Origin of the sequence: Rathayibacter sp. PhB127, assembly GCF_003751665.1 — a bacterium.
In the GTDB taxonomy this organism is placed as follows: domain Bacteria; phylum Actinomycetota; class Actinomycetes; order Actinomycetales; family Microbacteriaceae; genus Rathayibacter; species Rathayibacter festucae.
In genome coordinates this window covers 1805337-1831837 of sequence record NZ_RKHW01000001.1, presented here as the reverse complement: position 1 = coordinate 1831837, position 26501 = coordinate 1805337, and the positions used below count along the sequence as shown (strand labels likewise).

Below are 26501 nucleotides of genomic sequence, written 5' to 3'. Positions count from 1 at the left end.
CATTGCAACCAGAGGGCGCCCGTAACGACACCTAGATCCACGGGCGAGATCGCGCCCCCACTCAGGAGCTATGCGATTGACGCCGCAAACAGATTTCAGCGCGATGCCCTGCAACCCACCCGTCCCGTAAAGGGATCGTTCTGTGGGTCATTCTCGATGGAGGGGAACCTTCCTGGCGGTCCCGGACACTTCAGGTATGAGCATCCCCGCAAGCGACGCCGATGAGTGGCGCGCGGCCCGATCGGGAGACGGCGAAGCGTTCGCGCGCGTCTTCGACCGGCACCAGTCCCGGGTCTTCCGTCACAGCCTCGCGCTCGTGCCGAGCATCGATGACGCGCAGGACGTGGTGGGGATCACGTTCCTCGAGGCGTGGCGGAAGCGCGCGAGTGTGCGCTTCGTGAAGGGGTCGCTGCTGCCGTGGCTGCTGGTGACCGCGACGCACTCCTCGCGTAACGTCTCCCGGTCGGCTCGCCGGTACCGAGCCCTCCTCGAGCGGGTTCCCCGATCGGAAGGGCTCGCCAGCCCGGAGGAGCTGCTCGACGAGGGCCCCGCGGTGGCTGCGCTTCGGAACCTCGCGCCGCACCATCGCGACGTGATCACCCTTTGCGTGATTGAGGGCTTGAGCGAGACCGAGGCCGGGGAGGCGCTCGGCGTGCCTCAGGGGACTATCAAGTCGCGGCTGCACCGCGCGAAGAAGGCTCTCGCCGCTCGCCTGCGAGCACCCTCCCTCCCGACGAACACGACCAGCGCGATCAGCCCGACAGGAACGAGTGGACGACGATGACATCCCCCGGACAGGACCAGACCACGGCTCTCCGCAGCCTCCTCGTCGAGACGGTCGAGCAGAGCACCGCACCCAGGCCGGCTCGGGCGCGAGGCGCGCTGATCACCGGGCTCGTCGCCGTTCCTCTCGCCGCCGCCCTGGTTCTCGGGGTCGTCGTTCTCGATCCGGGGGCGGGCAGTGCGGAGGCATCCGAGGCGCTGCGGAGCGCGGCCGATGCGACCATCACCGTCGAGGATCCGATCGTCGGTGCCGGTCAGTACCTCAAGATCACGACGGAGGCCGCTTACCTCGCCTACGAGGTCGACGCCGATGGCGACTACACCGCCTACCTCTCCCCGAGCATCACCGAGGTGTTCATTCCCGCCGACGCCGGCACCGACTGGGTGCAGCGGGTCACTGCCGAGCCGGCCACCGCGTTCTACGGCGAGGCGTCGCGAGCGGCCGCCGAGCGCGATTGGGCTTCGACCGTGCAGAGTGGAGTGGTGCAGATCACGAAGGATCCCGAGGGAGACTTCGTGCACGCCGCCGAGCTCGGCGGCGAGGTCGCCGAGGAGTCGCTGCCGACCGATCCCGGGGAGGCGCTGGCTGCGCTGCGCCGCCTCCCGTGGGGCGATGGGACCGATGCGGGTGCACTGTCGGGCGCGGCGGAGCTTCTCCGGTCCGGCACGTTGACCGGTGCCGAGCGCTCTACGCTCTACCGTGCTCTGGCGATGATCCCGGGGATTCGCATCGCGGACGGGAGCGCCGTCCTCGACGGACGGACTGGCATCGCTTTCAGCCTCGACGCCGACGCGGACGTCCCCGAGATCGTCATCGACCCTGCGACAGGACTCTTCATTGGGGAGCGGACCCTCACCTCTTCCGATCAGGGCGCGATCCCGGCGGGGACCGAGCAGCAGTACACCGCCGTCACGACCCTCGTCGTCGACAGAGCACTCTGAGTCGCACGGCATCCGGATCCGCGCGTCGGCACGCGTCCCATATGGAGATCGCTGAACGGACGCGCATGCCCTGGGATCTGCTCTCAGAGCGCTCGGCTCTCTACGAGCGCTCTCGAGGGCTGTGGGGTGCTGGGGGGACCGGATCGGGTCTCCCACTTCCGCGGTGCGTCGTCGTTCTATGAACGTGTGGGGTCGCGAGGACGCCCATCGTTCGCAACGGCATCACGGGTGCCGAGAGCAAGGAGGAGACCCATGCGTGGAGTGGTCATGCACACCGCCGGCGATGTCCGAGTGGAGGAGCGGGAGGACCCGACGATCGTCCACCCGACCGATGCCATCGTGAAGCTCACCGCCACGTGCATCTGCGGGTCGGACCTGTGGCCCTACCGCGGTGTGGAACCGGCGGATCATCAGGCGATGGGTCACGAGTACGTCGGCATCGTCGAGGAGGTCGGTGCGGACGTGAAGACCGTGAAGCCGGGCGACTTCGTCGTCGGCTCGTTCGTCATCTCCGACAACACGTGCGAGATCTGCCAGGCAGGCTTCCAGTCCAAGTGCGTTCACGCCGAGTTCGTGGCGGCGACCATCGGCACGCAGGCCGAGAAAGCTCGGATCCCCTACGCCGACGGGACCCTCGTCGCCACCCCGGGCCAGCCGGACGCGGACCTCATCCCGTCGCTGCTGGCCGCTTCCGACGTCCTCGGAACCGGCTGGTACGCCGCGGTCGCGGCCGAGGCCGGACCCGGTAAGACGGTGGCCGTCGTCGGCGACGGAGCAGTGGGACTGATGGCGATCCTCGCCGCGAAGCAGCTCGGTGCAGAGCGCATCATCGCCATGTCGCGGCACAAGGACCGGCAGGAGCTCGCCCGGTTCTACGGAGCGACCGACATCGTCGAGGAGCGCGGCGACGAGGGAGTGGCACGGATCAAGGAGCTCACCGGCGGCCTCGGAGCCCACTCGGTCGTGGAAGCGGTCGGCACGCAGGAGTCCTTCATGCAGGCCGTCGGCGCCACTCGCGGAGGCGGCCACCTCGGCTTCGTCGGCGTGAACTACGGCGTGCAGCTCCCCGGCATCGACCTCTTCATGGCCGGCATCCACACCCAGGGCGGGCCGGCTCCTGTCCGCCGGTTCCTGCCGGACCTGATTCAGCTGATCTGGGATCGCGCGATCGACCCGGGCAAGGTCTTCGACCTCACCCTTCCGCTCGAGCAGGCGTCTGAGGGCTACAAGGCCATGGACGAGCGCCGCGCGACGAAGGTCCTCCTCACCCTCTAGCCGCCACCGTCCCGAGGCGCCGAGGTGCCCCCCTGCAGACCTCGGCGCCTCGGCGTCCTAGCTTGGAGCGATCATGAATCGGAAGAGCGACATCCGGGAGTTCCTCATCTCCCGCCGCGGCAACCTCACGCCGGCCGACGCCGGGATCCCGGTCCTCGGCGGTGAACGCCGCGTTCCTGGTCTGCGCCGCGAGGAAGTCGCGATGCTCGCGGGAATCAGCCCGGACTACTACACCCGGCTCGAGCGCGGCGGGCTGGAAGGCGCCTCGGACAGCATCCTGAACGCGATTGCGCGTGCCCTGCACCTCGACGACGTCGAACGAGAGCACCTGTTCGATCTCGCTCGGACAGCCCCACTCACCCTCGCGGCTCAGCACGGCGACGCCTCCTCGCCCCCCGCGGTTCGCGAGTCGGTCCAGCGCGTCCTCGACAACATGGCAGTGCCTGCCGTCGTCATCGACGCCGCCCAGTCGCTCATCGCGTCCAACCTCGCCGGCCGCGCCCTCTTCGCCCCGCACTTCGAAGCGGAGCACCCCAACCTGGCGCGCTTCATCTTCCTCGACTCCCGAGCACGAGACTTCTACGAGGACTGGTCCCTCGCCTGCAGCCTCACTGCCGCGATGCTCCGGTTCGAAGCAGGTCGAGATCCCCTGAACGCCGAACTGACAGCACTCATCGGAGAGCTAGCCACGCGAAGCCCGCAGTTCCGGATCGATTGGGCCGACCGCGACGTCCACGAGCACCGCACCGGACGGAAGATCTACCGGCATCCCGCTGTCGGTCACCTCGACCTCACCTACGACGTGTTCGAGATGCCTGGCGAGAACGGGCTGTCGATCACCACCTACACCGCAGACGACGGCTCCGACACCGCGGACAGACTCACCCTCCTCAGCAGCTGGGCGGCAACAGGCGCACTCGAATGAAACCCACCTCCGGCGAGAGCAGTCGCACTCCTGCTGACCCCTGTCCTCCGCCTCGGTACAGGTGCGGAGCAACCGCTCTTCACCTTCTCTTGGTGTCCACCGTGCGGTCGGTTTCCGCCGGTGTGGTGAAGAGGGAGCCGAGGAGCTGGAGTGCGTCGTGGTCGGGGGTGCCGGGCTCCGCGGTGAGGACGGTGAGCTGGATCCCGGGGTGTCCGACGAGGTCGAGGCCGTCGAAGTGGAGCGTCATCGTGCCGACGGCGGAGTGGTGGTAGCGCTTGGTGCCGGAGTCGTGCTGCCAGACGTCGTGCCGGGCCCAGAGGTGCCGGAAGTGGTCGCTGCGGGTGGAGAGCTCGCCGACGAGGTCGTGCAGCTCCTTGCTGTGCGGGTCGCGGCCGGCCTCGGTGCGCAGCTGGGCGACGTTCATCCGTGCGGCGCCGTCCCAGTCGGGGTAGAAGAGTCGGGAGGCGGGCTCGAGGAAGATGAAGCGGGCGAAGTTCGGCGGCTGCGTCGTCGCGGTGGTGATCAGGTCCGACATCAGGGCGCGGCCGAGGCGGTTCCCGGCGAGCAGATCGGTGCGGCCGTTCCCGATGAGGGCGGCGGCGGTACCGACGGAGTCGAGCATCCACTGGACGCTGGGCGAGGGGGTCCACGCGGGCGTCGGTCTCGCCCGGCTCCGGGTCGTCGGTGCGTCTCCGGCGCCGCGGGCGAGTCTGCCGAGGTGCTCGCGCTCGGCTGCGTCCATCCGCAGCGCGCGGGCGAGTCCGTCGAGGACCGCGTCGGAGGCGCCGCCGATCGCTCCCCGCTCGAGGCGCGCGTAGTACTCGACGCTGACGCCGGCCAGTGCGGCGGCCTCGCCTCGGCGCAGGCCCGGCACCCGCCGGTCCGTCCCGCGCGGGAGGCCGACTTGCTCGGGCTCGACGCGGGCGCGGCGCGACACCAGGAACTCGCGGATCTCGGATCGATCGACCATGCGGCAACAGTAGGTCGCCCCTCGGCCGCAGTGGGGCGCCCTGAGAGGGCGCGTCAGCGACGGGACTCCCGGGGGCCGGCACCGAGCGGTTCGCTGGGTCGTACCGCGGAGGCAGCACAGGTCGACCACCGCGGTCATCGGCTCGATTCGACCACGGAGGCACGGATGAGACCCGCCCTGAGCACGACCGACGACCGCCAGACCGACGGCGCCCCGATCCGCCGCACGACGGGCGCGCCGTCGCGTCGCCGCCCGGGAGTCCTCCTCGGTGCTCTCGCCCAGGCGGGGCTCGTCGCGCTGCTCGCTCCGGCTCTCGCCTTCGCCGTTCCGGTCCCGCTCACCACTGCCGAGGGGACCGCGATCACCGTCGAGGTCGACGACTCGCCCGCCGCGCGCTCGATCTCGGCCGGGCTCACCGCCTCTCTGGTGTTCGAGGACCGGATGGGCGCCGCGCTCGTCGCCGAGGACGTCGCCGCGGCGGGGGCCCTCGCCTCAGCGGAGCCGGTTGCCGACTACCGGGCGGGAGACGTCGTCTGGTCGCCGGACCGCCGCGAGCTCGTCGTCTTCACGCACGAGGGCGCGGGGGTGGGCGACGCCGCGCTCGTCCGGGTCGGCACGGTCCGGTCCGGACTCGCCGATCTGCTGGACTGCGTTCGCGACTGCGACGTCACGGTGTCAGCGGTCGAGTCCGAGTCCCGATAGGGGATCGTTCACCGGTACAAAGTGGCGAAGCGGTTCTCGGGTCAGCGATCGAGCTCGATAGTCGCGAGCTGGAACACGGCGCAGCGCGGGGCGGCCGCTGCGAAGTCGTCGGGGCCGGCGTTCTCGCCGGCTTCGAAGATGCGCGCGGCGACTTTGCGTCCCTGGCTGTGCTGGTGCCAGTAGGCGCGGAGGACGGGGCCGCGCTGCTCCTCGGGGAGCTCGGTGAAGGTCACGCTCTCGCGTCGTCGGCCGCGCTGGATCTCGCCCTCGCCTGCCGCGCGGACGTTCTTCACCCACTCCATCCGCTGCCCGGCGACGACGTAGCGGGCGCCCTCGAGGGTGACGATCGAGACGGGCGTGGAGCGGGGTTGCCCGCTGATGCGTCCGCGGACGGTGAGGATCCTCGGCGGTCCGGCCGGGACGCCGAGTCGGTTGAGGAGTTTCACCGCCGCGTTGCCGTACTTCAGCAGGGGCGGGAGGTCCGGTCGGTCGTTCATTCGGTGTCCTTCGGGCGGGAGTCGGTGTCGTGGGCCTGGACCGCGGTGCCGATCGCGTGGAGCACGCGCCGGGCGGTGTCGACGTCGGCCGGATCGAGTCCCGCGGCGGCGTTCCCCGCCCAGGGCGCGGCGCGGGCGGCGGCGGCGGCGAGCACGGCGTCACCCTCCGGCGTCAGGGTGACGAGCTGCGCCCGCCGGTGGTGCGGGTTGGGCTGGAAGGCGACGAAGCCGTCGCGTTCGAGGTCGTTCACGATCCGCTGGACGTTCTGCCGGGAGAGGTCCAGGTCGCGGGCGAGCCACGCGACCGGCCGCGGCGCACCCGCGGCGAGGGCCCCGAGGATCTGCCAACGCGCCGAGGTCAACCCGAGATCCGCAACGAGGCGGTCCCCGGACGCGGACAGCACGTTGCTGAGGTGGAAGACGCTGAGCACCAGATCCTGGAAGGGCGGGTCGTGCTCGGCGAGCTGCGGAGGGTGCATGCGACGAATATACGTCACCATGCTGTCAAAATGTCACACTAGTGACGGCAGGGGAGGCGACGCGCCCGTCCCGTACGGGGGTCGTTCACCGCGTCAGGTCGACGAGCGGGGTTCACCGCGTAGGGGTGTGGATCTCGGCGCTTCGTGGCGGTGTTTTCACGGGGCTTCGTGTCGTGATGCTTCTCCCGTCGGTGGTGATGGTCAGCGGGTGGCGCGGACGCGGTCGAGGTCCGCGCGGACGGGCGCGGGTTCCTGCTCGAGCGGCAGGTTCGCTTGGTCGAGCACTCCATCGACGGATCTGGCGGGGTCCGTGTCGAGGGCGGCGAACAGGGGGCTGAGGTCGTCCTGCTCGGGGCCGCGCTCGTCGAAGAGCTCGAAGGTGCGGCCCTCAGCGGCGGGATCGGTGAGGGTGGCGACGAGGACGCGGGCGAGTTGGTCGCGCGCGATCGCACCGTCGGCGGGGGAGCCGCTGCGGCGGGTGTCGCCCTGCAGCATCAGGATCCTGCGCTCGTTCGCGTCGTTGTAGTCGAACCAGCCGGGCCGGACGATCGTGTATCGGTTGCCGCTGGCGCGGACGAGGCGTTCTCCGCGGCGCTTCCACTCTGAGCTGGGGTGGCGAACGGTGACGCCGATGGTCGTCATCAGCGCGATGCGCACCGGGCGCCCGTTCAACGCCTGGAGGACATTGCGGACGGCGCCGTAGTTCACGGCCTCGGCGTGTGCGTTGTCGCCGTGGGTGAAGATCACCGCGTTGATCCCCTCGACCGCGTCGGTGAGGGTCGCCGCGTCGGTGAGGTCCCCGACGACGGTCTCCGCACGGGGATGCACGCCCCTGGCGCGGGACGGGGTGCGCACGAGCGCGCGGGTGCGGTGCCCGGCGGTGAGGGAGGCTGTGACGACGTGGCGGCCGACGCTGCCGGTGGCGCCGACGAGGAGGACGGTGAGGGTGGAGTCGGTCATGAGGGTGCCTTTCAGGCCAGGCCGGAGGCGGTGAGCCACTGGTCGACGTCGGTTCCGACGTCGGGGGCGCCTTCGGCGACGTCTTCACCGCGGACGGCGAGTCCGTCGCCGAGCTGCGCACCGGTGTCGAGGCCTCGGTAGAAGGAGTCGGTGGAGCCCAGGCCGCTGACGGCGTAGGTGACGAAGGGGAGCAGCGTCTTCCCCGTGAAGTCGACGCCCTCGGCGAAGGTCGCGAGGATCATCGGCGGCTGCACGTTCCAGATCGGGCTGCCCAGCAGCACCGTGTCGTAGCCGGCGAGGTCGGGGAGGGGGTTCGCGATCGCGGGGCGTGCGTTCGTGTCCTGCTCCTGCACGTTGCGCGCCACGGTGGGGTCGTAGCGGTCCGAGTACGGGTCGGCGGCGTCGATGCGGTAGACGTCGCAGTCGACGCGGTCGCTGATCAGGCCGGCGAGGACCTCGGTGTTGCCGACGTCGAGGGTGCGGCGGCCGCCGTTCCAGTAGTTCTCGCCCGGGCGGGAGAAGTAGGCGATCAGGATCCGGCTGCTGGGGGTGGGAGACACGGAGGTTCCTGTCGAGCTCGAAGGCGCCGGCGCGGCGGCGTCAGGCGTGGACGGGGAGGGAAGAGGTGCCGGGGTGGTGCAAGCGGCCAGCAGCCCGGCCGCGGCGGCGCTGATCGCGCCGGCCGCGGCGCTGCGCAGGAGCTGCCTGCGGGTGGGCTGGTGGACGGGCATGCCTACGCTTCGGCGCGGCCGGTGAGCCAGCGGACCATGTCGGGGTCGACGTGGGAGAAGAACAGCGACTCGCCCGCCTCGAGCTCGGCGATCTTCCCCATCTGCTCCTCGGTGAGCTCGAAGTCGAGGACGTCGAGGTTCTGCTGCATGCGCTCGGGCTTGACGGACTTGGACACGACCACGACGCCGCGCTGCACGAGCCAGCGGAGCACGACCTGAGCGACGGACTTGCCGTGCGCATCACCGATCTCGGTCAGGACGGGGTTCGTGAACAGGTCGTTCTTGCCCTCGGCGAACGGCGCCCACGCCTCGAGCTGCACACCCTCGGCGTGCAGCAGCTCCTGGTAGTCGACCTGCTGGTGGAAGGGGTTCGTCTCCATCTGGTTCACCGCGGGCACGACGTCGGCGAACGCGATGAGGTCCACGAGGCGGTCGGAGGCGAAGTTGGAGACGCCGATCGCGCGGAGCCGGCCGTCCTTGTGGGCCTGCTCGAGCGCACGCCACTCGCCGTAGTAGTCACCGAAGGGCTGGTGGATCAGGTACAGGTCGAGGTAGTCCAGGCCGAGCTTCTGCAGGGACGTGGTGATCGCCTCGCGGGCGCCCTCCTCGCCGCGGCGCTGGATCCACAGCTTCGAGGTGATGAACAGCTCCTCGCGCGGCACGCCGCTGGCGGCGATGCCGCGGCCGACAGCCTCCTCGTTGGCGTAGGAGGCGGCGGTGTCGATGAGGCGGTACCCGGCCGTGATCGCGTCCATGACGGCCTGCTCGGTGTCCTCGGCGGGGATCTGGAACACGCCGAAGCCGAGCTGCGGCATCTCAGCGCCGGTGTTCAGGGTGACGGTGGGGATGGTGCTCACGAGCATTCCTTCCAAGAAGCGGACCGGCTGCGGTTCCGCCGGTGATCCCATCCAACAGCGGCCCCTTCTGATGGAACAGGCAGCGGCGATCGGTGTACTGGCAGTGTCTGTTTCACCCGTCCGGGTCCGGCCTACGCTGACCCACATGGACACCGGAACCGAAGCGAGCGACTTCCTCCGCACCCGTCGCGACCGCATCACCCCCGAAGCGGCCGGCCTCACCGCCTCCGCGACGGGTCGGCGCGTGAAGGGCCTGCGCCGCGAGGAGGTCGCGACCCTCGCCGGGGTCAGCGCGGAGTACTACAACCGGATGGAGCGCGGGAAGCTCGCCGGCGTCTCCGAGTCCGTCCTCTTCGCCGTCGCACGGGCGTTGCAGCTCGATGACTCCGAAGAGCAGCACCTGTTCGACCTCGCCCGGGCCGCGAACGCCGAGCACGCCCTGACCCGACCCGCACCCAAGCGCACCCCCGCGAAGTTTCGTGCCAGCAACCGTGTGCAGCGCATCCTCGACGGGATGAGCGGACTGCCCGCGTACGCCCGGAACGGCCGCACCGACATCATCGCGATGAACCAGCTCGGCGCAGCCCTCATGCCGGGCCTGGTCCCGAACGGGGACGAGCCGGCGAACCTCGCCCGGTACCTCTTCCTCGACCCGTCCTCGCAGGAGTTCTACGGCGACTGGGAGCGCGTCGCCCGCGACATGGTGTCCGCGTTCCGCATCGAAGCCGGCCGCACCCCCTTCGACCGGTCCCTCACCGACCTCATCGGTGAGCTGAGCACCCGCAGCGGCCCGTTCCGCACCTGGTGGGCCTCCCACAACGTGCGCCTGCACACCAGCGCCACGAAGACCCTGCACAACCCCACTGTCGGTGAGGTCGAGGTCACCGGCGAAGCGCTCACCCTCGCCAGCGAACCGGACATCACGATCATCACCTACGTCACCGAACCCGCCTCCGTGTCGGAAGAACGTCTCCGCGTCCTGGCCAGTTGGACCGCCAGCCCCATCCCGACCACGGCCCCCACCACGACCCAGTGACAGCGGCGGGCTCACCCCGCCCGCGTCACTGCACCCGCTCGACACCCCAGCCGCCCCGGCTGTCGTCGTCGCGCCCATCGAGAGGATTCACGCCATGAAGTACACCCGCCTCGGCAATTCCGGCCTGAAGATCAGCAGCATCGCGCTCGGCTGCATGAGCTTCGGCGACCCGGCCAGCGGCCACCTCCAGTGGTCACTCCCCAAGGACGATGCGCTGCCGTTCTTCCGGCAGGCGCTCGAGCTCGGCATCACGTTCTGGGACACCGCGAACGTGTACTCCTACGGCGACTCCGAGCGCATCGTCGGTGAAGCGCTGCGCCAGTTCACCCACCGTGACGAGATCGTCCTCGCGACCAAGGCCCACTTCGGCGACACCGCTGGCAGTGGTCCGGGGCTGCGCGTGGCCGGCCTGTCGCGGAAGGCGATCATGCAGCAGATCGACGCGTCGCTGACCCGCCTCGGCACCGACTACGTCGACCTGTACCAGATCCACCGCTTCGATCCGGAGACCCCGATCGAGGAGACGATGGAAGCCCTGCACGACGTCGTCAAGGCCGGGAAGGCCCGCTACATCGGCGCGTCCGCGATGTGGACGTGGCAGTTCGCCAACATGCAGCACGCCGCGGACCTGCACGGCTGGACCCGTTTCGTGTCCATGCAGGACCAGTACTCGCTCCTCTACCGCGAGGAAGAGCGCGAGATGTTCGGCCTGCTCGCTGACCAGGGCGTCGGCAGCATCCCCTACAGCCCCCTCGCGAAGGGCCGCGTCGCCCGCCCCGCCGGAGAGCAGACCCAGCGCTCCTCCGACGACCCCGTGGGCAACAGCTTCTTCGCCGACACCGAACGCGACCGCCCCGTCATCGACGCCGTGCAGAAGATCGCGGAGGCGCGGAACGTGTCCATGGCGCAGATCGCGATGGCGTGGGTGCTCAACAACCCCGTCGTCAGCGCACCGATCATCGGCGCGACCAAGCCCCACCACCTCGACGACGCGGCCGCCGCTGTCGACATCGACCTCACCCCGGACGAGGTCACCGCGCTCGAAGAGCACTACCAGGTGCGCCCCGCCGGCGGCTTCTGAGCACCAGCTCCCACCATCACCACGAAGCGGCCCGACCTGCGCGAAAATGCGCGGCCGGGCCGCCTCGTCCGCGTGATCCGCCTGTCCGGTTGCGAGGTCCCACGCATGTCCCGATAGCCGATCGCTGACCGGTACACGCAGACGCGACACCGAGCGCCGCGAAAATCCGCGGGGCTGAGTGTTGTGGATTGCAGAGCTCCGAGGCGGCGTCCTGACAGCGCTCCGTGTCGCAGTTCGGCGACAGTGGCCCTGCTCTGTTCGCCCACCCCTCGGCAACGAACGAAGGGGGCTGCGGCGCCGCGCCACGTTGACGTGCCAGGGCGCCGCATCCACTCGGTTCTACTGCGGGCAGACGGAGGCGCCGTTCGTCGTCGTGCACCCCATCTCGTCAAATGTCCCATTCTGGGTTCCGCCGGCGGGGGCGTCGGGAACCACGGTGGTCGTTACCGCGGACCACCCGGTAATCGTGTCGGCGGGGATCCCGTCTTCAGCAGTGAGCTGCGTTGTCCGCTCACCGATGAACAGACCCGTGTCGGGGTCGATGATGATGTCCTGGCGGAAGTTGGCGTTGGTCTCGACTCGGCCGATCGCGGTGCCCGTGCGGCCATCGAGGGTGGCCTGGTCTTCGATGAACTCGACACCGGGGATGAGTGCTGCCGCCTGGTAGAGGGATGCCCGCACGTCGGCGGGGAGTACGCCTGAGCGCAGCCGGTCGGCGATGAAGACCAGAGCTTCTCCATCCGGGGACGGGCCGGCCCTCGACCAACTGCTGAGAGCCTCACCGCTTTAATCACCTTGTTAAACCTTAGTCGTCGCTGCCAGTCCAGGTTCCCTCGACGACTTGAATCAGTCGGTAGCGCTCGTCGGCTGTCATGTTCTCTTCAAACTCAATGACAAGCCGATCGGAACGATAAAAATCAGCAGTGCTGTAGATGACAGCTTGTCGCGCGAGATCGAGGGAACTGTAGCGGTACAACGACGCACCAGACCCTTCGATGCCTTCCTCGCAACCCCTCCTGTCGCCGCACGCGTCGTTGTTTGAATTATCAACGCCCGTGAAGCCCGGTACGTTCTCGCGGACGATGTCCTGAAGCGCTATGCCGGACCGTGAATCGTCGGTAAGCATGCCGGCTACGACGGCGATCCCGCCGGTGAGAAGACATCCGACGATGAAGCCGGCGAGGAGGAACGAGAAAGGTTTGCGCCGCAATCTACCTGTAGTAGGACTCACCAGTTGCACCTGTGAGCGAGCACGTTGGGCCAGTTTCCGTTGGCAGGGCGAGAGGCCTCAAGGTCCCAGTGGAAACCTGCGCCGATGATGGCACGTCCATATGCGGCGTGGCACTGGTACTGCTGATACAGGCTCGTGCTGCTCCTCACCGCGGACCATTGAGAGGCGAACTCCTCCCATCCTGCGCCCGCCATGATGGCGTGTCCCTGAGCAGAGAGTCCCATCGTGACTCCCCATGGCGTGAGGCGACCGGAGTAGACGTTCCGGCCGTTGAAGGTTCCCTGTCGATTGACGGTCATGGGGTCGAAGAGGCGGACTCCAAGCCAGGGGTCGGCGGAGACCGGGTAGCTGAAGTTTCCGGAAGCGTGATCGACGATCTGGACGATTTTCGTATCTTGGACGACGTAGCGAGTGGGTACGGAGACGCCGTCAGCGTCGTAGGCCCAAGCGGGTGCTACGCCGAGCACCAATGCACCATTCGAATCTGTTGCGAGAAGCGCTCCGTCGTCGGTCGGAGTCAAGACGACGCCGAGAGGCAATTCAACGTCCACCGCGTACTCCGTCGGCGCATTTGAACTTTCGATCACTGTTACGATCTGCAGCGACCCGTCGGCGTGCTTCAGCGGAACTGTCGACGAGCCATTTCCATTGTCAATTACTTCGATTCCTTCACTCGACACGCTCACTTCCGTCGCGTTTTGAGCTGCGAGCAACTCGACGGCGAGCGGCTTTTTTCCGGCTCCCGACACGAACACATCTGCCACATCTCGAATGGCTGCGCGCTCGCTTGAAGAATTTCCAGCTTCGACCAAGTCCGTTGCGGAACCGGTAGTCACTCCTTGCAGGAGTGGAATCTCCGTGGGGACCGATTCAAGTACCTTGACGACATCGTCTGCATCCGAGTCGGCAGCGTGCGCGGCCGTCGCATTCACAACAGAAACCGCCAACAGGGCTCTCGTCACGGCGGCAAGAGTGCGAAGTTTTATATTAGACACGGCAGCATGGCCTTTCGTTATCAAGGTGGCTTGTTGAACTGTCGCGCTTCGGAGTAAAAGAGGGCTAACGTGCCTAGGACTCCTCAGCCCTCCGATGCTCGCACTCAGAACTTACTGAAAATCCTCACAGGATTGTGTCGACTCTTCTGGGGACAAAACGGGGTACATCTGACTAGGTGCAGAGCGCTCGGTCGCACGTTGGGCAGACCTCGGCAGCGTCCGACGGGTCTGTCGCCAGGCAGACGGCACTCATCCCGCGCGCCTCGACCGATGTGCAGCGTGCTCGGGCGCGACGTGTCGCGCTCCTCGCCGCGGTGTATCGGTCGACCGGATCTACATCGGCGCCGGTCTTATCGGGTCGCACCGTGAGCAGCCCGCGCTACGCGCGTCCCTTGCCTCGTGCGACACCGGCTCCACCCGGTTCATGACGAAGTGCGCATAGTGGCGTCATGGTCGAGTTGCAGGACTCGCAGGAGGCGATGCAGTTGTACGGTGCCGGCCGAAGTTTTACCGGTCAGGATGCGTCAGACGGTGCGCGGTCGGAGCCGTGCGAACACGGCGACCTTCTGTGCGCTCCAGCCCTGCGCCTGCATAGCTGTGGTCAGTACCGCGCTGAGCGCGGTGTCAAAGTGCTGGGGCGCCAACCCAATGAAGTCCACCCGGCCAGGGTAACCAGCACCGCGCCACCCTAGGCGGAAGGCGTTTCGCTGACACGCAAGTAGGCATAGACGGTCTCTCGGCTGATGCCGTATTCCTTCGCCAGCGTCGTCTTCGGCATGCCGGCGCTGGCACGCTCGCGCAACTCAGCGATCTGGGTCGGGGAGAGGGACCGGGCGCGGCCGCAGTAGGCGCCGCGCTGCTTGGCCAGGGCGATGCCTTCGCGTTGACGTTCTCGAATGAGTTCGCGTTCGAACTCCGCGAACGCGCCCATCATGTTCAGCAGCAGGTTCGCCATCGCGCTGTCCTCACCGGTGAAGGTGAGCTGCTCCTTGACGAACTCGACGCGGACCCGCTTGTCGGTCAGTCTGCGAACGAGCCGGCGAAGATCCTCGAGGTTTCTTGCGAGCCGATCCATCGAGTGCACGAGCACCGTGTCTCCGTCGCGGACGAACCCGATCATCTCTTCGAGCTGCGGACGGTTCACGTCCTTGCCGGAGGCCTTGTCCTCGAACACCCGATCCAGCGTCACGCCGTCGAGCTGGCGCACCGTGCTCTGATCCAACGTGCTCACCCGCACGTACCCGACCCTCTGACCCGACATGCCGCCTCCGACCGCTACTTGTCCAGTTGAAGTCTGAGAGCCGCAGGGGCAAGTGTCAGACAAGGCCCGACACGGCCCTATTCGGACGCGCTTCGGTCATGGTGCCTGACGTCCGGTTGGGGTGCACTCCAGACGGGCATGCGCGGTCGCCATGATGCGATCGCAGAACACCGCCACAAAGCGATCAACTCCACAGTCCCGTAAGACCCGCCCGATGAACTGCCCGGTGACGGGGCGGCTATCGGGACACTGGGAGGGTGGATCAGGAGACGATGCTGCGCACCCGAGCCGAGGCGCTCGACGACCTCGAGCAGCAACCGCGTTCCGAGGCCGACGTCGCGGGGGAGCGGGTCGTGCGGACGGAGAACGGCTTTCGGCTGCAGGAGACGGAGACCTTCACGGTCGAGGTGTGGAAGATGCTGTTCAACTGGCGCCTCGTGGTGATGCCACCGCATCAGCAGGTCGAGACGACTCACGGGTACTGCTACTTCGGCACTGGCCTAGTGAGCTTGGCTCGCGCGGTCGCCGCCGGCCTGCAGTGGACGGATCCGATGATCTCTGCCCCAGAGGGATTCGACAAGCAGGCGTTCTAACGCCTGTCTCTTTCTGACCGCGGTGAGCTTGCCGCGTTCGAGAGAGCCAGCACCCGTCGGTCTCAGCAGTGCGGGCGATGAGTCGTCAGTAGGGCGTGGCCGACCCGTCAGCGCCGAGGCGGCAGAGGGTAGTGCTGACCGGGGCCGCGTCGCCGCCGTCGTAGAGGCCGCGGGCGAGCTCGCGCAGGCCCGCCACCGCATCGGCGTCCTGTAGGCCGCAGACGTGCATCGACACGCGTTGACCGATCGCGATCACCGGGTCGCCGGCGACGAATTCGTCGAACAGGGCGTGCAGGAACCCCGCGCGCAGGATCAGGGACGCCGCGAGGTCCTCGCTGCCGGGCGGTGTCTCGAGGAGGAATCGCCCGTCGCCGCCGGACACGATGGGGTCGATGCGCGCCAGCCAGGCGAGCGCCTCCGTGGCGAGGGACTGCGCGGTGTGCCCGAGGCGCGACGCCGTCGACGCCGTCACGTACTCCCACGCCCCGTCCCGGTCGAGGACGTGGGCGATGGTCAGCCCTGACGCGTGCGGCGCCAGGACCGGAGCGTCGGCAGGCGCGGATCGGGTGAGCAGCGCCGCGACGGAGCGGTCGTCCAGCACCAGCGGGAGGATCCGCACGGCGTCGGCACCTACTCGCGCTCGCTTCGCGGCCGGATCGGCGACCACCGCCACCGCATCCACATCGCCGCTCTCGGGGCGGCGCCGGGAGAACAGTCCCATCGTTGCAATCTCCTCTCGTACATCTCGGGCGAGAAGGAGCGCCGGGTTGCACTCCGGCACTCGCCGTTCCGCGAGCCTAGGCGCGGGGCGTGCCCGCCGTGCGGAGGATGACGAGCGCCGGGACGATGTCGGCGCGCAGGTCCCAGGGGATGACGGCGGTGACGTAGCGGTCGTCGAGGCGGGTGCCGAAGGCGAACACGTGCGGCGCGATCTCGACGCGGGTGCCGCGGTGGATCTCTCCGTCGACGGAGAGGGGGACCCCGCGGTGAACCTTGTACTCCGCGAGCGGTGCGCCGCGGACGGTGCGCAGGCGGGTGGAGAGGTGCTGGCCCGGGAAGAGGGTGCGCAGCGAGTCCGTGAGGTCCGCCTCGAGCCGGCCCTCCACGGGGTGCGCACGCTCTGCGGGGAAGGGGAGCGACGTCCGGACCGCGTCGAACAGGGTCGGGTAGCGCATGCGGCGGATCTGATCCCGCAGCCAGTCGGGCAGCGCCGACGTCTCGGCGCGCGCGATCGCCGTGCGCTGCTGCGGGGTGAGATCGACGAAGTTGCGCGGGTCCTCCGGCCGTGAGGGGTGCTGATAGTAGGTGTACGACACGCTCACGGCGACCACCCGGCCGCTGGCCAGGTCGGAGGACGCGGTGAACGGCTCGAGGTGGTGCTGCGGAGCGAAGGTGTAGACCGCTCCGGTGAGGCCGGCCGCGACCTCGTGGAGGGTCGGCGGTGCCCCCACGTTCCGCCCCGCCGCCCCATCCATCCCGTCGCCGCTACTGATGACTGTCGAGGATCTGCCGAGCGAGCGCCGTGATCGGCGTGGACGTTGCCCGCGACCGGTTCCGGAGCAGCTCGAACGCTTCCTCGACCGTGATGTCCAGCTCGTAGGCGAGAGCACCCTTGGCCTGCTCGACGGCGACGCGGCTGCTCAGTGCGTGCTGCAACTGCATCTGCGGGAGGGCCCCCTGCTCCAGTGCACGCTGCTGCAGATCGCGGGGACCCGGCTGCTGACGTCGGACTCGTCTCAGCCTCCGCCCGCGCTCGCGCCTCAGCGCCGAACGGCCTGCACGTAACCGAGCACGTCCCGGCCGAGCGCCGACGTGTGCGGCCAGGAGTCCGAGATGCGGCGGGCGAGAGGGGCGAGCAGCGCGGCCTCGGCCTCGTGGTCGTCCCTGACATGCGCCTCCAGCGCCGCCGTCAGCGTGCGGCGCGCGTCGGCCCGAGCGCCCGGGGCAAGGTCGTCGTCTGCGGCGTCGGCGGTCCGCTGGATCAGCCGCTCGAGAGTCGTCGTCATCGCCGTCGTCGCATCCCTCGGAGGCTCAGCAGCCGAAGCCGTCCGCCACCGCGCCGAGCGCCGCCGCCGTGCCGAGCGCGATCAGCGACTGGTCGGTCGCGACGGCGACCCGCGGGAAGCCGAGGCTGCGAAGCTGCCGCGCGCGCTCCGGGTCGCCCGCGTAGGCACCGGCGCCCTTGCCTGCGCGTCGGGCGGCCGCGGCGATCCTGGGCAGCGGGTCCTCGGGTCCGTCCGCGGCGAGCAGGTCGGGCAGCTCCCGGCCGAGTCCGATCGCGAGGTCGAACGGGCCGACGAAGACGCCGGCGACCACCGGCACCGCGAGGATCTCCTCGACCGCGTCGAGGCCGGCCTGCGTCTCGATCATCAGCCACAGGGCCGGCCGCGCCTCGGCGGCCGACGGCGGCGCGGCGCCCCAGAGGTCGGTCATCGGTCCCCAGCTGCGTCGGCCGAGCGGCGGGTAGTGCGCGGCGCGGACCGCCGCGGCCGCGTCCTCGACCGACTCGATCATCGGGACGACGACGATGTCGGCTCCGGCGTCGAGCGCCCGCCCGATCAGCGGGTCCGAGAGCCCGGCGACCCGGACGGCGACGGGCGGCCGCTCGCTCACCGTCGCCAGCGCGCGCATGGTCGCGAGCACCGCGGCGTCGTCGAAGGCGCCGTGCTGCGCGTCCAGGCAGAGCCAGGCGGGTCCGCCGCGCGCGATCTGCGCCACCGTCAGCGGCTCGCCGAGCCGGCACCACACCCCGTCGGCACGACCGTCTCCGAGTACCCGCTCCGCATCCACGGGTCCGATCCTCGCGCATCGGGGGCGGGCGCGAGCGAGGAGCCTCCGGTGCCGATGTCGGTGGGGTCGACCTACACTCGGACGTATTCGAACACATGTTCGATCCGGTGAGGAGGGCTGAGGATGAGCGTGACCGTGGTGGACCGCATCGCGACCCCGGCCCGGGACGCCGTGGCCGTCTCCCTCCTCGTCCCCGCCGACGCGGTGGCGGCGGGCTTCCCGTCGCCCGCGCAGGACTACTTCGACGGCTCGCTCGACCTCAACGATCACCTCATCCGGGACAAGACCTCGACGTTCATCGTCCGCGTCTCGGGCGAGAGCATGACCGGCGCCGGCATCAGCGACGGCGACGAGCTCGTGGTCGACCGCTCGCTGACGCCGACACACGGGAGCGTTGTCATCGCGATCCTCGACGGCGAGCTGACCGTCAAGCGGCTCGAGCTGAGCCCCGGGGGAGTGGTGCTGCGAGCCGAGAACCCGGACTACCCGCCGATCCTCGTCGCCGAGCTGAGCGACCTCCAGATCTGGGGCGTCGTCACCGTCTGCCTGCACCGGCTGCACCGTGCGCTCTGAGCGGCGGATCGGCCTGGTCGACGTGAACAGCTTCTACGTGAGCTGCGAGCGGCTGTTCGACCCGAAGCTGCAGGGGCGGCCGGTCGTCGTCCTCTCGAACAACGACGGCTGCGTGGTCGCCCGCTCGGACGAGGTGAAGAAGCTCGGCATCGAGAACGGCACGCCCTGGTTCACGGTCGAGCCGCTCATCCGCTCGGGACGCCTCCCGGAGGTGATCGCCCGCTCCAGCAACTACGAGCTGTACGGCGAGCTGTCCGCGCGGGTGATGGAGCTGCTGGGCCGCTACTCGGCCTGGCAGGAGGTGTACTCGATCGACGAGAGCTTCCTCGGCGTCGACGGCGACGTGGCGGAACGGGCGAGGATCGGCCGGGCGATGCGGGCCGCCGTCGCGAAGAACGTCGGCCTGCCCGTGTGCGTCGGCTTCGGGCCGAGCAAGACCCTCGCGAAGTTCGTCAACAAGGGCGGCGCGAAGAAGCACCCGCGTCTGGGCGGGGTCTGCGACACCGACTGGTACACCCCCGAGCAGCTCGACGCGCTGATGGCGTCGCAGCACGTCACCGAGCTGTGGGGAGTCGCGGGCCGTACCGGCAAACGCCTCGCGGAGCTGTCCATCCACACGATCCGCGACCTGCGCGACGCCGACCCGGCGCTGATCCGGAAGAAGTTCTCCGTGGTGCTGCAGCGCTCCGTCTACGAGCTGCGCGGGGTCGACTGCATCCCGCTCGAGGCGGCGCGGACGGTGCGTGATCAGCTGATCTTCTCCCGCTCGTTCGCCACTCCGGTGACGACGATCGCGGACATGGAGCAGGTGCTCTCCGTCTACGCGCAGCGCACCGCACATCGGCTGCGCGCGCAGGGGTCGGTGGCGAAGACGATGAGCGTCTTCGCGTCGACGTCGCCGTTCGCGGACGCGCCGTACGAGTCCGCGGGCGGACTGGCCGGCTTCCCCGTGCCGACGGACGACCCGGTGGCGATCGTCAAGGCGGCGATCGGGACGCTGCGGCCGCGGCTGCGCGAGGGGGCGAGGTATGTCCGGGCGGGCGTGATCCTCACGAACCTGTCGCCGCGGGACTCGCACGCCCTCCTCGAGGTGTTCGACACCGCGTTCGACAGCAAGGGCCTCGGCGCGACCATCGACGCCGTCACCAAGCGCCACGGCCGCTCCGCCGTCGGCCTCGGACTCGCCGGGATCCGCAAGGGGCCGGTCTGGACGATGAAGCGCGGCGCGCTGTCGCTGCGCGCCACGACCCACTGGGGGGAGCTGGCGACGGCGCACGCGCGGTGATCCGCTTCGTCCCGCTCGACCGGGTGTCCACGACGGTGCGCGGGCAGGTGAGCGACGGTGGGCGACGGGATCGCGCTGATCGTCGTCGCGTGCGGCGCCGGCTTGCCGTCGCCGCTGCATGCCAGAATAGTTCCTCGATGGGAGGTTATCTGCAATGGCTGAATTGACGACATCCGAGCTCGCCGCGCGCCTCGAGATCTCGCGGCGCCACGCCACGGACCTCGTGGCTTCCGGGGCCATCGGTGGCCGTCGACTCTCGACGGGCGTGTGGCTGGCCCACAGTGACTCAGTCGTTCGCTACGAGGCCCGTGCCCGCCGCGGCAAGGGCCGGAAGATGGATCCGGCGACCGCCTGGGGGCTGCTGTGGGAGTTGAGCGGTCTCAGGGCGACGTGGCTCCAGCCCAGCACTCGCTCCCGCGTGGGAGCGCGCATTCGAGAGATGGCTCCCGACGAGATCGCGCGCGCGGTCGCCGATCGGACGCGCGCCTACTCCTTCACGGCGGCCAACCCGGCCAAGGCGGCCGCCGGCCTGATCGCGACCGGCCGCGCCGTCGGCAGCGTTCTTGACGTCGGCCTCATGGATGATGCTCGGCAGGTGTCCGGGTACACGCGACAGGGGAGCGTCGAGGACTACGCCCGGAAGAGCTTCCTGGTCGCGTCGCCTTCCGGGGGCGACACGATCTACGCCAACACTCTCCCCTTCGACTACGACGGTGATGTGATGCCCGTGGCGGTCATCGCCGCGGATCTCGCAGTCGGCACGGACACCCGTGAGCGCAGTGGCGGGTTGCGGGCACTGGCGGAATTGAGGCGGGAATGGCAGGCGCGGCACTGACGGTCCACACGGCGGACGACGACCTCCTCCCCGCCTGGCAGACCGTCGTCGAGGTCGCCGGCACCGGTATCGCTGGGAACCTCACGCTCGTCGGAGGGCTCATGGTCGCGGTGCACGCACGCCGTGCCGACGTCGTCATGCGTCGCCCCACCGATGACATGGACGCGCTCGTCGACTACTGGACACACCGGTCGAGCCTCGTCGACGCCCGTACCGCGCTCCGCGGGATCGGCTTCGAGCTCGCGGACGGAGACCACTACGCCTATCGGTTCAAGCACGTCGATGGTCGCACGGTGGACATCATGGTCGCGGACCACCTGCCCTCCCGCATGCGACCACGCTTGGCATTGCGCCCCGCCTTCGCGGCACCAGCCGGGCAGCAGGCGATCGACCGTCGGGACATCTGCACGCTGACCTTCACCAGCGGAGCGCGCGTCGAACTCGGTGTCCCGGACGAGCTCGGTGCGCTCGTCGCCAAAGGCGCTGCGTACCTGGTCGACAACCGCGACCGCGGCCGGCACCTCGACGACGCAGCGGTCCTCCTCGCCTGCGTCTCCGACGCCTCGGAGCTCGACTACGAAGGAATGAGTCAAAACGATCGTCGTCGCCTCCGCGCCCTCCTCGAGCCGGTCGGAAGCGACGCTCACCCGAGCTGGGTCGCTCTCGACGACAGCGCTCGCGCTCGCGGTTTCATGAACGCACATCTCATCGGCGGGGCGCTGCTCTGAGATGCTCGACCGGCCGAGTGATGCTCACCGTACTCGGCGAGTTCGAGCGCGTGCTCATCGTCGAACACGCGGAGTTTCAGTCCCCGACGTGGGGGTGGTGGAACTGCTTGGTGCCGCCCTCGCCCGCGGCGACGAACTCGGTGCCGCTGAGTGCTTATCGAGTACGCCCGCGGAAGGTCAGAAGGTGAAGTCCTCCTGGTGCAGGTTTCTGCGAGGGAGCCCGGCTTGCCGGAGTGCCGTCTTCGCGGCTCGAGTGAGGGCGGGGCCGGCGCAGATGAAAACGTCGCGGTGGCGCAGGTCCGGCGCGAGTCGGGTCAGGTTCTCCGCGGTCATCGCGTTCGCCGGGTCCCGGGAGGAGCCGAGGAGGTAGACGAGGTGCGCGCGCCGGGTCGCGGCGATGAAGTCGAGTTCCTCCCGGAACAGGACGTCGTCGAGGGTCGGCGCCCGGTAGAGGAGCGTGATCGGCCCGCCGGTGAAGGGCAGCGTCTCGAAGAGTGTGCGCATCGGAGTGATCCCCACCCCTCCGGCGATGAGCAGCAGTCCGTGGCGCGTGCGTCGCCGCTGCGTCATGGCGCCGTAGGGGCCCTCGGCGAGGATCCGGGTTCCCGGTCGGAGGGACTGGATGATCCGGGTGCCGTCGCCGACGGCCTTGACCGTCAGACGCAGGGAGTCATGGGCCGGGGGAGCCGAGAGCGAGAAGGGGTGCGCGGTGCGCCAGGTTCTCGCGGTGAGGAAGCGCCAGCGGAAGAACTGGCCGGGCTCGGCGTCGAGGTCGAGGAGGTCGTCGCCCGCGACGATCAGGTTGACGGTGCCCGGGCCGGCCCGCTCCACGCAGACGACGCGCAGGCGATGTCGGGAGGCCTGGAGGAGCGGGGCGATGACCCGGTAACGGATCAGGAGCGCGAAACTCATCGTGTAGAAGACGCTCCAGAGGATCTGCACAACGGGCCTGCCGGCCAGGTCGGGGCCGGCGAGCTCGTGGGAGAAGGCGAGCGCGATCGCGAGATAGGTCAGCAGGTGCAAGGTGTGCCAGGTCTCGTAGCGGAGCTTCTTCCGCGCCGCTCGAGCGGAGAGCACACCGACGAGGAGGAGGAGTCCGGTGGCGACGGTCGCGGCCGCCAGTCCGCGCATGGCGAGCACCTGAGTCGTCGCGGCGAGGACGCCGATGCCCTGGGCGCCGGCCCAGCCGAGTGTCGCGGCGACGGCGTGGACGAGCATGAGGATGAGCGTGGTCCTGCCGAGCAAGGCGTGCCACCGGACCATCCGGTCGGCACCGACGCCGCGTTCCAGCGCCGGAACCCGGGCCATGAGCACGAGCATCAGCGTGATCGCGTAGCCGGCGAGCAGCCCGCTGAGGTGAGCGAGGAGCGGCAGGTTCAGCATCAGCGGCTGCGGCGTGTTCACGACAGCCAGCAGGGACACCGCAGTCGCGCCGATCACGAACAGTGCGAGGAGAGCGGACGCCGAGAGCGCCTGTCCGCGTGGTGCCCGCGCCCGGCGCAGGTCAGCGGCCCGGGGTGCCTGACCGATCGTCACGGCCACCTCCTCGCTGATCACGGCCGGCACGGCCCTGGCCGTCGACGCCGTCGTCGTCCACGGGCGCACCCGCGTCCTCGCCTGCGGGAGGAGCGGCTGCGGCACCGGCGGGCGGTACGACCGCCGCGCCGATCTGAGGCGTCACCGGACTGACCGCTGGAGCACCGAGCCCGATGCTCACCCCGACGATAAGCGCGCTGCCGAAGACGCTCGCGGAGACCAGGGCGGAGAGACGCCGCCACCGCCGAGACCTTCTCGGACTGGGTGGTGGAGGAAGAATTCCGGAGTGGAGACGCGTGTCGAAGGCTTTCTCCAGAAGTGGTGGCGTCATGAGCGGGAACCGTTCTTGTGCTGGTGGGGAGACCCCCAGGCTTCCTGTCGTCGATGTGGTGTCGCTCGCCGATCGCTATCGGAATGCCATGACCCTCCCGCTGCACTCTCGTGGAGAGGATCGCTGTCCGATCCGTGTCGACCGAGGTGGCAGCGCCATCGGGATCCCGTCGTGTCCAACGACTCGTGGTGCTCCTGTGAAGGCGAGTCATGGCCTCTTCATCGGACGCGCATAGCGTCGTCGCCGATCCTGATCTCCCGGCGGGGACCCCGCGAAGGGTGACACGCAGGGAAGGTCGATGCGATGAGCACGGTGCTGCGAACAGTTCGACCGGCGCCCACAGCGGCGGATGGCCCGGGGGTGGACGTCTCTTCGGGTGAGCGCCGCCGCCGGGCCCTCCGGAGACGGAGGCGCTCGGCCGATGCGCTGGTGACCGCGTGCGTCGTCTCGGTTGCTGTCGCGATCGCGCTGTTCCTCGCCTCCGGTGGTCCGGAGGCCGTGACCGACCTCCCGACGGCGCTGTCGGCGGCGGGGATCGTCGCCGGGCTGGTGGGGACCGATCTGCTCCTGCTGATGCTGGTGCTCGCCGCGCGCATCCCGTGGATCGATCGCACCTTCGGTCAGGACGTCGCGACGGCGCTGCACCGGCGGCTCGGCAAGCCCGCCCTCCTGCTGATCCTCGGTCACGGCCTGCTCCTCACGGTCGGCTACGCCATGACAGACGGGCTCGACCTCGTGCAGGAGAGCCTCGCCCTCTACTCCGGCAGCGACATGCTGCTCGCCCTGCTCGCGACCGCGCTGCTGCTGCTCGTCGTGGTCACCTCGCTGGTCGCGGTCCGCCGCCGGTTCGCCTACGAGGCGTGGCACGCGATCCACCTCCTCAGCTACGCGGCCGTGCTCGTCGCGGTGCCGCATCAGCTCTCCGCCGGTCAGGTCCTCGCCGAGGGGTCCGCGCAGCGCGCCTACTGGATCGCCCTCTACGTCGCGGCGTTCGGCTCCGTCGCGTGGTTCCGGTTCGCCGTGCCCGTCGTGCGCACCCTCCGCCACCGCATCCGGGTCGAGGCGGTCGAGACGATCGCACCCGGGGTGTTCTCGCTGCACCTGACCGGGCGACGGATGCGCTCCCTCGGCGCCGTCGGCGGTCAGTACGCGATCTGGCGGTTCTGGAGCGCCGGCACCTGGTGGCACGCCCACCCCGTCTCCTTCTCCGCGGTCCCCACCGACCGCACCGCCAGGATCACCGTCCGCGTGCTGGGCGCCGGCACCGAACGCCTCGTTCGACTGCGGCCGGGCACGGCCGTGTCGATCGAGGGCCCCTACGGGATCTTCACCGACACGGCGCGCACCGCTCCACTCCTCGCCGTCGTCGCCGCGGGCATCGGCATCACCCCCGCGCGCGCACTCCTCGAGCACACTGCCCTGCAGCCGGGCGAGGCCACCGTCCTCCTGCGCGGGGCGGACCACGCGCAGGACCGCCTCTGGGACGAGACGGGCGAGCTCGTGCGCCGCGGAGGCGGCACGCTCTACTGGATGCAGGGGCATCGCCCGTCCGGCAGCGACACCTGGCTGTCCGCCGAGGCTCTCTCGCGAGGCGTCACGCTGACCTCGGTGTTCCCGCGGCTGCTCGACTCCGACCTCTACGTCTGCGGACCGGACGCCTGGAGCGAGCTCGTCCTCCGCGACGCCCGCAGCGCAGGCCTCCCCGAGCACCGGATCCACGTCGAGAGCTTCAGCTGGTGAGAACACGCGCAGCCCTCGCGAGCATCGTCGCGTCCACGGCGGTCCTCGTCATCGGCTGGGACCTCGGCACCGCGGGGACCAGCCCCGCTGCACTGACGCCGGAGGCCGCAGCGCCGGCGGTCTCGACTCCGACTCCGACAGCGACGGCCTCGAGCGGCTCGAGCGGCTCGGGCACGTTCGACGTCCCGACACCGAGCTCCACTCCGTCGTCGACCCCGGCGCCCGCCGACACCGGCGGGACGGACAGCACCGGCGGCACCGACAGCGCCGGCGGAACGGACGGCACCTACACGGGAACCGCCGTCGCGACCCGCTACGGCGACGTGCAGGTCGCGATCGCCGTCGCCGGCGGCGCGATCACCGACGTCACCGCGCTGCAGCTGACGGACGAGGAGAACCGCTCCGTCTCGATCTCGAACCGTGCCGCACCGATCCTGCGCAGCGAGGTCCTCGCCGCCCAGAGCGCCGACGTCGCCTCGGTCAGCGGCGCGACCTACACCAGCGACGCCTACCTCGACTCGCTGCAGTCCGCGATCGACCAGGCCGGCCTGTGATCTCGACCTTCCCCACGATGGGAACGGTCGCGAGCCTCCGGGCCGAGGCCGACGCGCCGCTGGCGGCGATCCGGGCGGTCTTCCGGTCCGCGGACGAGCGGTTCAGCCTGTACCGGCCGGAGTCGGAGGCGAGCAGGATCGCCGACGGCCGCCTCCGCCTCGCCGACGCGAGCGCGGAGATGCGCGACGCCTACGCCGAGGCCCTCGAGTGGCGGACCGCCACCGACGGCGCCTTCACCCCGCACCGCCCGGACGGCGTGCTCGACCTCGCCGGCACGGTCAAGGCCCGCGCGATCGCGGCGGCGGGCAGGCTGCTGGAGCGCGGCGGCGACGCGCCGTGGCTCCTGACCGTCGGGGGCGACGTCCTCGGATCCCGCGCCGTCGACGTCGACGCCCACGCCGATCCGGTCCGGATCGGGATCGTCGACCCCGACGACCGCCGATCGCTCCTGTGCGCCGTCCCGCTCACCGGCGACCGGCGCGCCGTCGCGACGTCGGGCACCGCGGAGCGCGGAGAGCACGTCTGGCGGCGCCCGCACGACGCGGACGGGGTGCGCTTCCGCCAGGTCACCGTCCTCGCGCGCGACATCCTCACCGCCGACGTCCTCGCCACCGCGGTCCTCGCCGGCGGCGAGCCGACCCTCGACCGCGTCCTCTCCCGCTGGGACGTGGACGTCCTCGCCTGCGGCACCGGGGGAGACCTGCTGGTCTCCGACCGGCTCCGCGCGGCGATCACCGCCCGCCCGACGATGCAGGCGAGCGTCATAGACGGGTCATAGGAAGCGCAAAGGACGCGGCGGCTGAATGGGGG

General features: G+C 69.8%; 31 protein-coding genes. 15 read left to right on the top strand and 16 right to left on the bottom strand.

Translation table 11 applies throughout. From position 1 onward, the window contains the following. Positions 1–196 precede the first annotated feature (196 nt). From EDF22_RS08750 to EDF22_RS08735, 4 genes are all read left to right on the top strand, one after another. Positions 197–784 (top strand): RNA polymerase sigma factor, encoded by a 588-nt coding sequence (locus EDF22_RS08750; RefSeq protein ID WP_123704058.1) that lies wholly within the window; start codon positions 197–199, stop codon positions 782–784. Further along, a complete protein-coding gene (locus EDF22_RS08745; RefSeq protein ID WP_123704056.1) occupies positions 781–1725 on the top strand; it encodes a hypothetical protein in 945 nt (314 codons plus the stop codon). Before EDF22_RS08750 ends, EDF22_RS08745 begins: the two co-directional genes overlap by 4 nt. Positions 1726–1977: 252 nt before the next feature. After that, positions 1978–3000: a zinc-dependent alcohol dehydrogenase family protein gene (locus EDF22_RS08740; protein WP_221180897.1), complete on the top strand. Its 1023-nt coding sequence runs from the start codon at positions 1978–1980 to the stop codon at positions 2998–3000. Positions 3001–3073: 73 nt separating this feature from the next. Further along, entirely contained in the window at positions 3074–3925 is an 852-nt protein-coding gene (locus tag EDF22_RS08735; protein WP_123704054.1) for a helix-turn-helix transcriptional regulator, read from the top strand. Between the two features lie 79 nt (positions 3926–4004). Here EDF22_RS08735 and EDF22_RS08730 read toward each other — a convergent pair whose 3' ends face one another. After that, positions 4005–4895 (bottom strand): helix-turn-helix transcriptional regulator, encoded by an 891-nt coding sequence (locus EDF22_RS08730; RefSeq protein WP_123704052.1) that lies wholly within the window; start codon positions 4893–4895, stop codon positions 4005–4007. A 165-nt stretch (positions 4896–5060) separates the two neighbouring features. Between EDF22_RS08730 and EDF22_RS08725 the strand changes: the two genes are divergently transcribed. Further along, the gene (locus tag EDF22_RS08725; protein WP_123704050.1) at positions 5061–5597 is read left to right on the top strand and encodes a cyclophilin-like fold protein; all 537 of its coding nucleotides are present in this window, start codon (positions 5061–5063) and stop codon (positions 5595–5597) included. Positions 5598–5638: 41 nt separating this feature from the next. Here EDF22_RS08725 and EDF22_RS08720 read toward each other — a convergent pair whose 3' ends face one another. The 5 genes from EDF22_RS08720 to EDF22_RS08700 all read right to left on the bottom strand — a co-directional run bounded on the left by EDF22_RS08720 (position 5639) and on the right by EDF22_RS08700 (position 9112). Then, complete coding sequence (locus EDF22_RS08720) at positions 5639–6094, bottom strand: nitroreductase family deazaflavin-dependent oxidoreductase (RefSeq protein WP_123704047.1); 456 nt, start codon at positions 6092–6094, stop codon at positions 5639–5641. Next, positions 6091–6573, bottom strand: coding sequence for a MarR family winged helix-turn-helix transcriptional regulator (locus EDF22_RS08715; RefSeq protein ID WP_123704045.1), 483 nt, complete (start codon positions 6571–6573; stop codon positions 6091–6093). The genes EDF22_RS08720 and EDF22_RS08715 overlap by 4 nt, the downstream gene beginning before the upstream one ends. 201 nt (positions 6574–6774) lie before the next feature. Continuing rightward, positions 6775–7533, bottom strand: a complete 759-nt coding sequence (locus tag EDF22_RS08710; protein ID WP_123704043.1) for an SDR family oxidoreductase — start codon at positions 7531–7533, stop codon at positions 6775–6777. Positions 7534–7544: 11 nt separating this feature from the next. After that, entirely contained in the window at positions 7545–8093 is a 549-nt protein-coding gene (locus EDF22_RS08705; protein ID WP_260303358.1) for a flavodoxin, read from the bottom strand. A 173-nt stretch (positions 8094–8266) separates the two neighbouring features. After that, positions 8267–9112 carry an aldo/keto reductase gene (locus EDF22_RS08700; protein WP_123704832.1) on the bottom strand — a complete coding sequence of 282 codons (846 nt, stop codon included), beginning with the start codon at positions 9110–9112 and terminating at the stop codon, positions 8267–8269. A gap of 154 nt (positions 9113–9266) precedes the next feature. Between EDF22_RS08700 and EDF22_RS08695 the strand changes: the two genes are divergently transcribed. After that, positions 9267–10157, top strand: coding sequence for a helix-turn-helix domain-containing protein (locus EDF22_RS08695; protein ID WP_123704039.1), 891 nt, complete (start codon positions 9267–9269; stop codon positions 10155–10157). 94 nt (positions 10158–10251) lie between these two features. Continuing rightward, the gene (locus EDF22_RS08690) at positions 10252–11238 is read left to right on the top strand and encodes an aldo/keto reductase (protein WP_123704037.1); all 987 of its coding nucleotides are present in this window, start codon (positions 10252–10254) and stop codon (positions 11236–11238) included. Positions 11239–11577: 339 nt separating this feature from the next. Here the strand turns inward: EDF22_RS08690 and EDF22_RS08685 are convergent, their stop codons facing one another. The 4 genes from EDF22_RS08685 to EDF22_RS08670 form a co-directional block, all read right to left on the bottom strand. Further along, positions 11578–11919, bottom strand: coding sequence for a hypothetical protein (locus EDF22_RS08685; protein WP_123704035.1), 342 nt, complete (start codon positions 11917–11919; stop codon positions 11578–11580). A 124-nt stretch (positions 11920–12043) separates the two neighbouring features. Then, complete coding sequence (locus tag EDF22_RS08680) at positions 12044–12469, bottom strand: hypothetical protein (RefSeq protein ID WP_185038827.1); 426 nt, start codon at positions 12467–12469, stop codon at positions 12044–12046. Then, entirely contained in the window at positions 12466–13431 is a 966-nt protein-coding gene (locus EDF22_RS20495) for a DUF2599 domain-containing protein (RefSeq protein ID WP_148059163.1), read from the bottom strand. The genes EDF22_RS08680 and EDF22_RS20495 overlap by 4 nt, the downstream gene beginning before the upstream one ends. Before the next feature lie 721 nt (positions 13432–14152). Next, positions 14153–14725, bottom strand: coding sequence for a recombinase family protein (locus EDF22_RS08670; RefSeq protein WP_123704029.1), 573 nt, complete (start codon positions 14723–14725; stop codon positions 14153–14155). A 257-nt stretch (positions 14726–14982) separates the two neighbouring features. Between EDF22_RS08670 and EDF22_RS08665 the strand changes: the two genes are divergently transcribed. Further along, positions 14983–15318 carry a hypothetical protein gene (locus tag EDF22_RS08665; protein ID WP_148059162.1) on the top strand — a complete coding sequence of 112 codons (336 nt, stop codon included), beginning with the start codon at positions 14983–14985 and terminating at the stop codon, positions 15316–15318. Between the two features lie 85 nt (positions 15319–15403). On the opposite strand, the gene EDF22_RS08660 is transcribed toward EDF22_RS08665, so the two are convergent. From EDF22_RS08660 to EDF22_RS08640, 5 genes are all read right to left on the bottom strand, one after another. After that, the gene (locus EDF22_RS08660; RefSeq protein WP_123704026.1) at positions 15404–16039 is read right to left on the bottom strand and encodes a hypothetical protein; all 636 of its coding nucleotides are present in this window, start codon (positions 16037–16039) and stop codon (positions 15404–15406) included. A 76-nt stretch (positions 16040–16115) separates the two neighbouring features. Next, positions 16116–16769, bottom strand: a complete 654-nt coding sequence (locus tag EDF22_RS08655; protein WP_123704024.1) for a hypothetical protein — start codon at positions 16767–16769, stop codon at positions 16116–16118. Positions 16770–16803: 34 nt separating this feature from the next. Next, the gene (locus tag EDF22_RS08650; RefSeq protein ID WP_123704022.1) at positions 16804–16980 is read right to left on the bottom strand and encodes an ANTAR domain-containing protein; all 177 of its coding nucleotides are present in this window, start codon (positions 16978–16980) and stop codon (positions 16804–16806) included. A gap of 98 nt (positions 16981–17078) precedes the next feature. After that, a complete protein-coding gene (locus EDF22_RS08645; protein WP_123704020.1) occupies positions 17079–17324 on the bottom strand; it encodes a hypothetical protein in 246 nt (81 codons plus the stop codon). Positions 17325–17349: 25 nt separating this feature from the next. Beyond that, positions 17350–18108 carry an HpcH/HpaI aldolase/citrate lyase family protein gene (locus EDF22_RS08640; RefSeq protein WP_185038825.1) on the bottom strand — a complete coding sequence of 253 codons (759 nt, stop codon included), beginning with the start codon at positions 18106–18108 and terminating at the stop codon, positions 17350–17352. A 123-nt stretch (positions 18109–18231) separates the two neighbouring features. Here EDF22_RS08640 and EDF22_RS08635 point away from each other — a divergent pair, with 123 nt between their 5' ends. From EDF22_RS08635 to EDF22_RS08620, 4 genes are all read left to right on the top strand, one after another. Then, positions 18232–18681 (top strand): LexA family transcriptional regulator, encoded by a 450-nt coding sequence (locus tag EDF22_RS08635; RefSeq protein ID WP_123446383.1) that lies wholly within the window; start codon positions 18232–18234, stop codon positions 18679–18681. Further along, positions 18671–19966 (top strand): Y-family DNA polymerase, encoded by a 1296-nt coding sequence (locus tag EDF22_RS08630; RefSeq protein ID WP_123704016.1) that lies wholly within the window; start codon positions 18671–18673, stop codon positions 19964–19966. The genes EDF22_RS08635 and EDF22_RS08630 overlap by 11 nt, the downstream gene beginning before the upstream one ends. A 154-nt stretch (positions 19967–20120) precedes the next feature. Continuing rightward, on the top strand, positions 20121–20801 hold the full coding sequence (locus EDF22_RS08625) for a hypothetical protein (RefSeq protein ID WP_123704014.1): 681 nt from the start codon (positions 20121–20123) through the stop codon (positions 20799–20801). After that, a complete protein-coding gene (locus EDF22_RS08620) occupies positions 20783–21529 on the top strand; it encodes a hypothetical protein (protein ID WP_123704012.1) in 747 nt (248 codons plus the stop codon). The genes EDF22_RS08625 and EDF22_RS08620 overlap by 19 nt, the downstream gene beginning before the upstream one ends. Positions 21530–21706: 177 nt before the next feature. On the opposite strand, the gene EDF22_RS08615 is transcribed toward EDF22_RS08620, so the two are convergent. Further along, positions 21707–23065: a ferric reductase-like transmembrane domain-containing protein gene (locus EDF22_RS08615; protein ID WP_221180896.1), complete on the bottom strand. Its 1359-nt coding sequence runs from the start codon at positions 23063–23065 to the stop codon at positions 21707–21709. A gap of 760 nt (positions 23066–23825) precedes the next feature. On the opposite strand from EDF22_RS08615, the gene EDF22_RS21430 reads away from it, so the two are divergent. The 3 genes from EDF22_RS21430 to EDF22_RS08600 are packed head-to-tail and all read left to right on the top strand — an operon-like array spanning position 23826 to position 26469. Continuing rightward, a complete protein-coding gene (locus tag EDF22_RS21430) occupies positions 23826–25136 on the top strand; it encodes a ferric reductase-like transmembrane domain-containing protein (RefSeq protein ID WP_311316353.1) in 1311 nt (436 codons plus the stop codon). Next, the gene (locus tag EDF22_RS08605; RefSeq protein ID WP_123704008.1) at positions 25133–25690 is read left to right on the top strand and encodes an FMN-binding protein; all 558 of its coding nucleotides are present in this window, start codon (positions 25133–25135) and stop codon (positions 25688–25690) included. Before EDF22_RS21430 ends, EDF22_RS08605 begins: the two co-directional genes overlap by 4 nt. Beyond that, on the top strand, positions 25687–26469 hold the full coding sequence (locus EDF22_RS08600) for an FAD:protein FMN transferase (RefSeq protein WP_260303357.1): 783 nt from the start codon (positions 25687–25689) through the stop codon (positions 26467–26469). Before EDF22_RS08605 ends, EDF22_RS08600 begins: the two co-directional genes overlap by 4 nt. Positions 26470–26501 lie beyond the last annotated feature (32 nt).

Bases quoted from the DNA above. Each gene is read 5' to 3' on its own strand.
- EDF22_RS08625 (WP_123704014.1), top strand. From the start codon at position 20,121: ATGGCTGAATTGACGACATCCGAGCTCGCCGCGCGCCTCGAGATCTCG.
- EDF22_RS08720 (WP_123704047.1), bottom strand. From the start codon at position 6,094: ATGAACGACCGACCGGACCTCCCGCCCCTGCTGAAGTACGGCAACGCG.
- EDF22_RS08670 (WP_123704029.1), bottom strand. From the start codon at position 14,725: ATGTCGGGTCAGAGGGTCGGGTACGTGCGGGTGAGCACGTTGGATCAG.
- EDF22_RS08735 (WP_123704054.1), top strand. From the start codon at position 3,074: ATGAATCGGAAGAGCGACATCCGGGAGTTCCTCATCTCCCGCCGCGGC.
- EDF22_RS08635 (WP_123446383.1), top strand. From the start codon at position 18,232: ATGAGCGTGACCGTGGTGGACCGCATCGCGACCCCGGCCCGGGACGCC.
- EDF22_RS08725 (WP_123704050.1), top strand. From the start codon at position 5,061: ATGAGACCCGCCCTGAGCACGACCGACGACCGCCAGACCGACGGCGCC.
- EDF22_RS08620 (WP_123704012.1), top strand. From the start codon at position 20,783: ATGGCAGGCGCGGCACTGACGGTCCACACGGCGGACGACGACCTCCTC.
- EDF22_RS08740 (WP_221180897.1), top strand. From the start codon at position 1,978: ATGCGTGGAGTGGTCATGCACACCGCCGGCGATGTCCGAGTGGAGGAG.
- EDF22_RS08750 (WP_123704058.1), top strand. From the start codon at position 197: ATGAGCATCCCCGCAAGCGACGCCGATGAGTGGCGCGCGGCCCGATCG.
- EDF22_RS08650 (WP_123704022.1), bottom strand. From the start codon at position 16,980: ATGCAGTTGCAGCACGCACTGAGCAGCCGCGTCGCCGTCGAGCAGGCC.
- EDF22_RS08645 (WP_123704020.1), bottom strand. From the start codon at position 17,324: ATGACGACGACTCTCGAGCGGCTGATCCAGCGGACCGCCGACGCCGCA.
- EDF22_RS08710 (WP_123704043.1), bottom strand. From the start codon at position 7,533: ATGACCGACTCCACCCTCACCGTCCTCCTCGTCGGCGCCACCGGCAGC.
- EDF22_RS08690 (WP_123704037.1), top strand. From the start codon at position 10,252: ATGAAGTACACCCGCCTCGGCAATTCCGGCCTGAAGATCAGCAGCATC.
- EDF22_RS08715 (WP_123704045.1), bottom strand. From the start codon at position 6,573: ATGCACCCTCCGCAGCTCGCCGAGCACGACCCGCCCTTCCAGGATCTG.
- EDF22_RS08695 (WP_123704039.1), top strand. From the start codon at position 9,267: ATGGACACCGGAACCGAAGCGAGCGACTTCCTCCGCACCCGTCGCGAC.
- EDF22_RS08730 (WP_123704052.1), bottom strand. From the start codon at position 4,895: ATGGTCGATCGATCCGAGATCCGCGAGTTCCTGGTGTCGCGCCGCGCC.
- EDF22_RS08745 (WP_123704056.1), top strand. From the start codon at position 781: ATGACATCCCCCGGACAGGACCAGACCACGGCTCTCCGCAGCCTCCTC.
- EDF22_RS08660 (WP_123704026.1), bottom strand. From the start codon at position 16,039: ATGGGACTGTTCTCCCGGCGCCGCCCCGAGAGCGGCGATGTGGATGCG.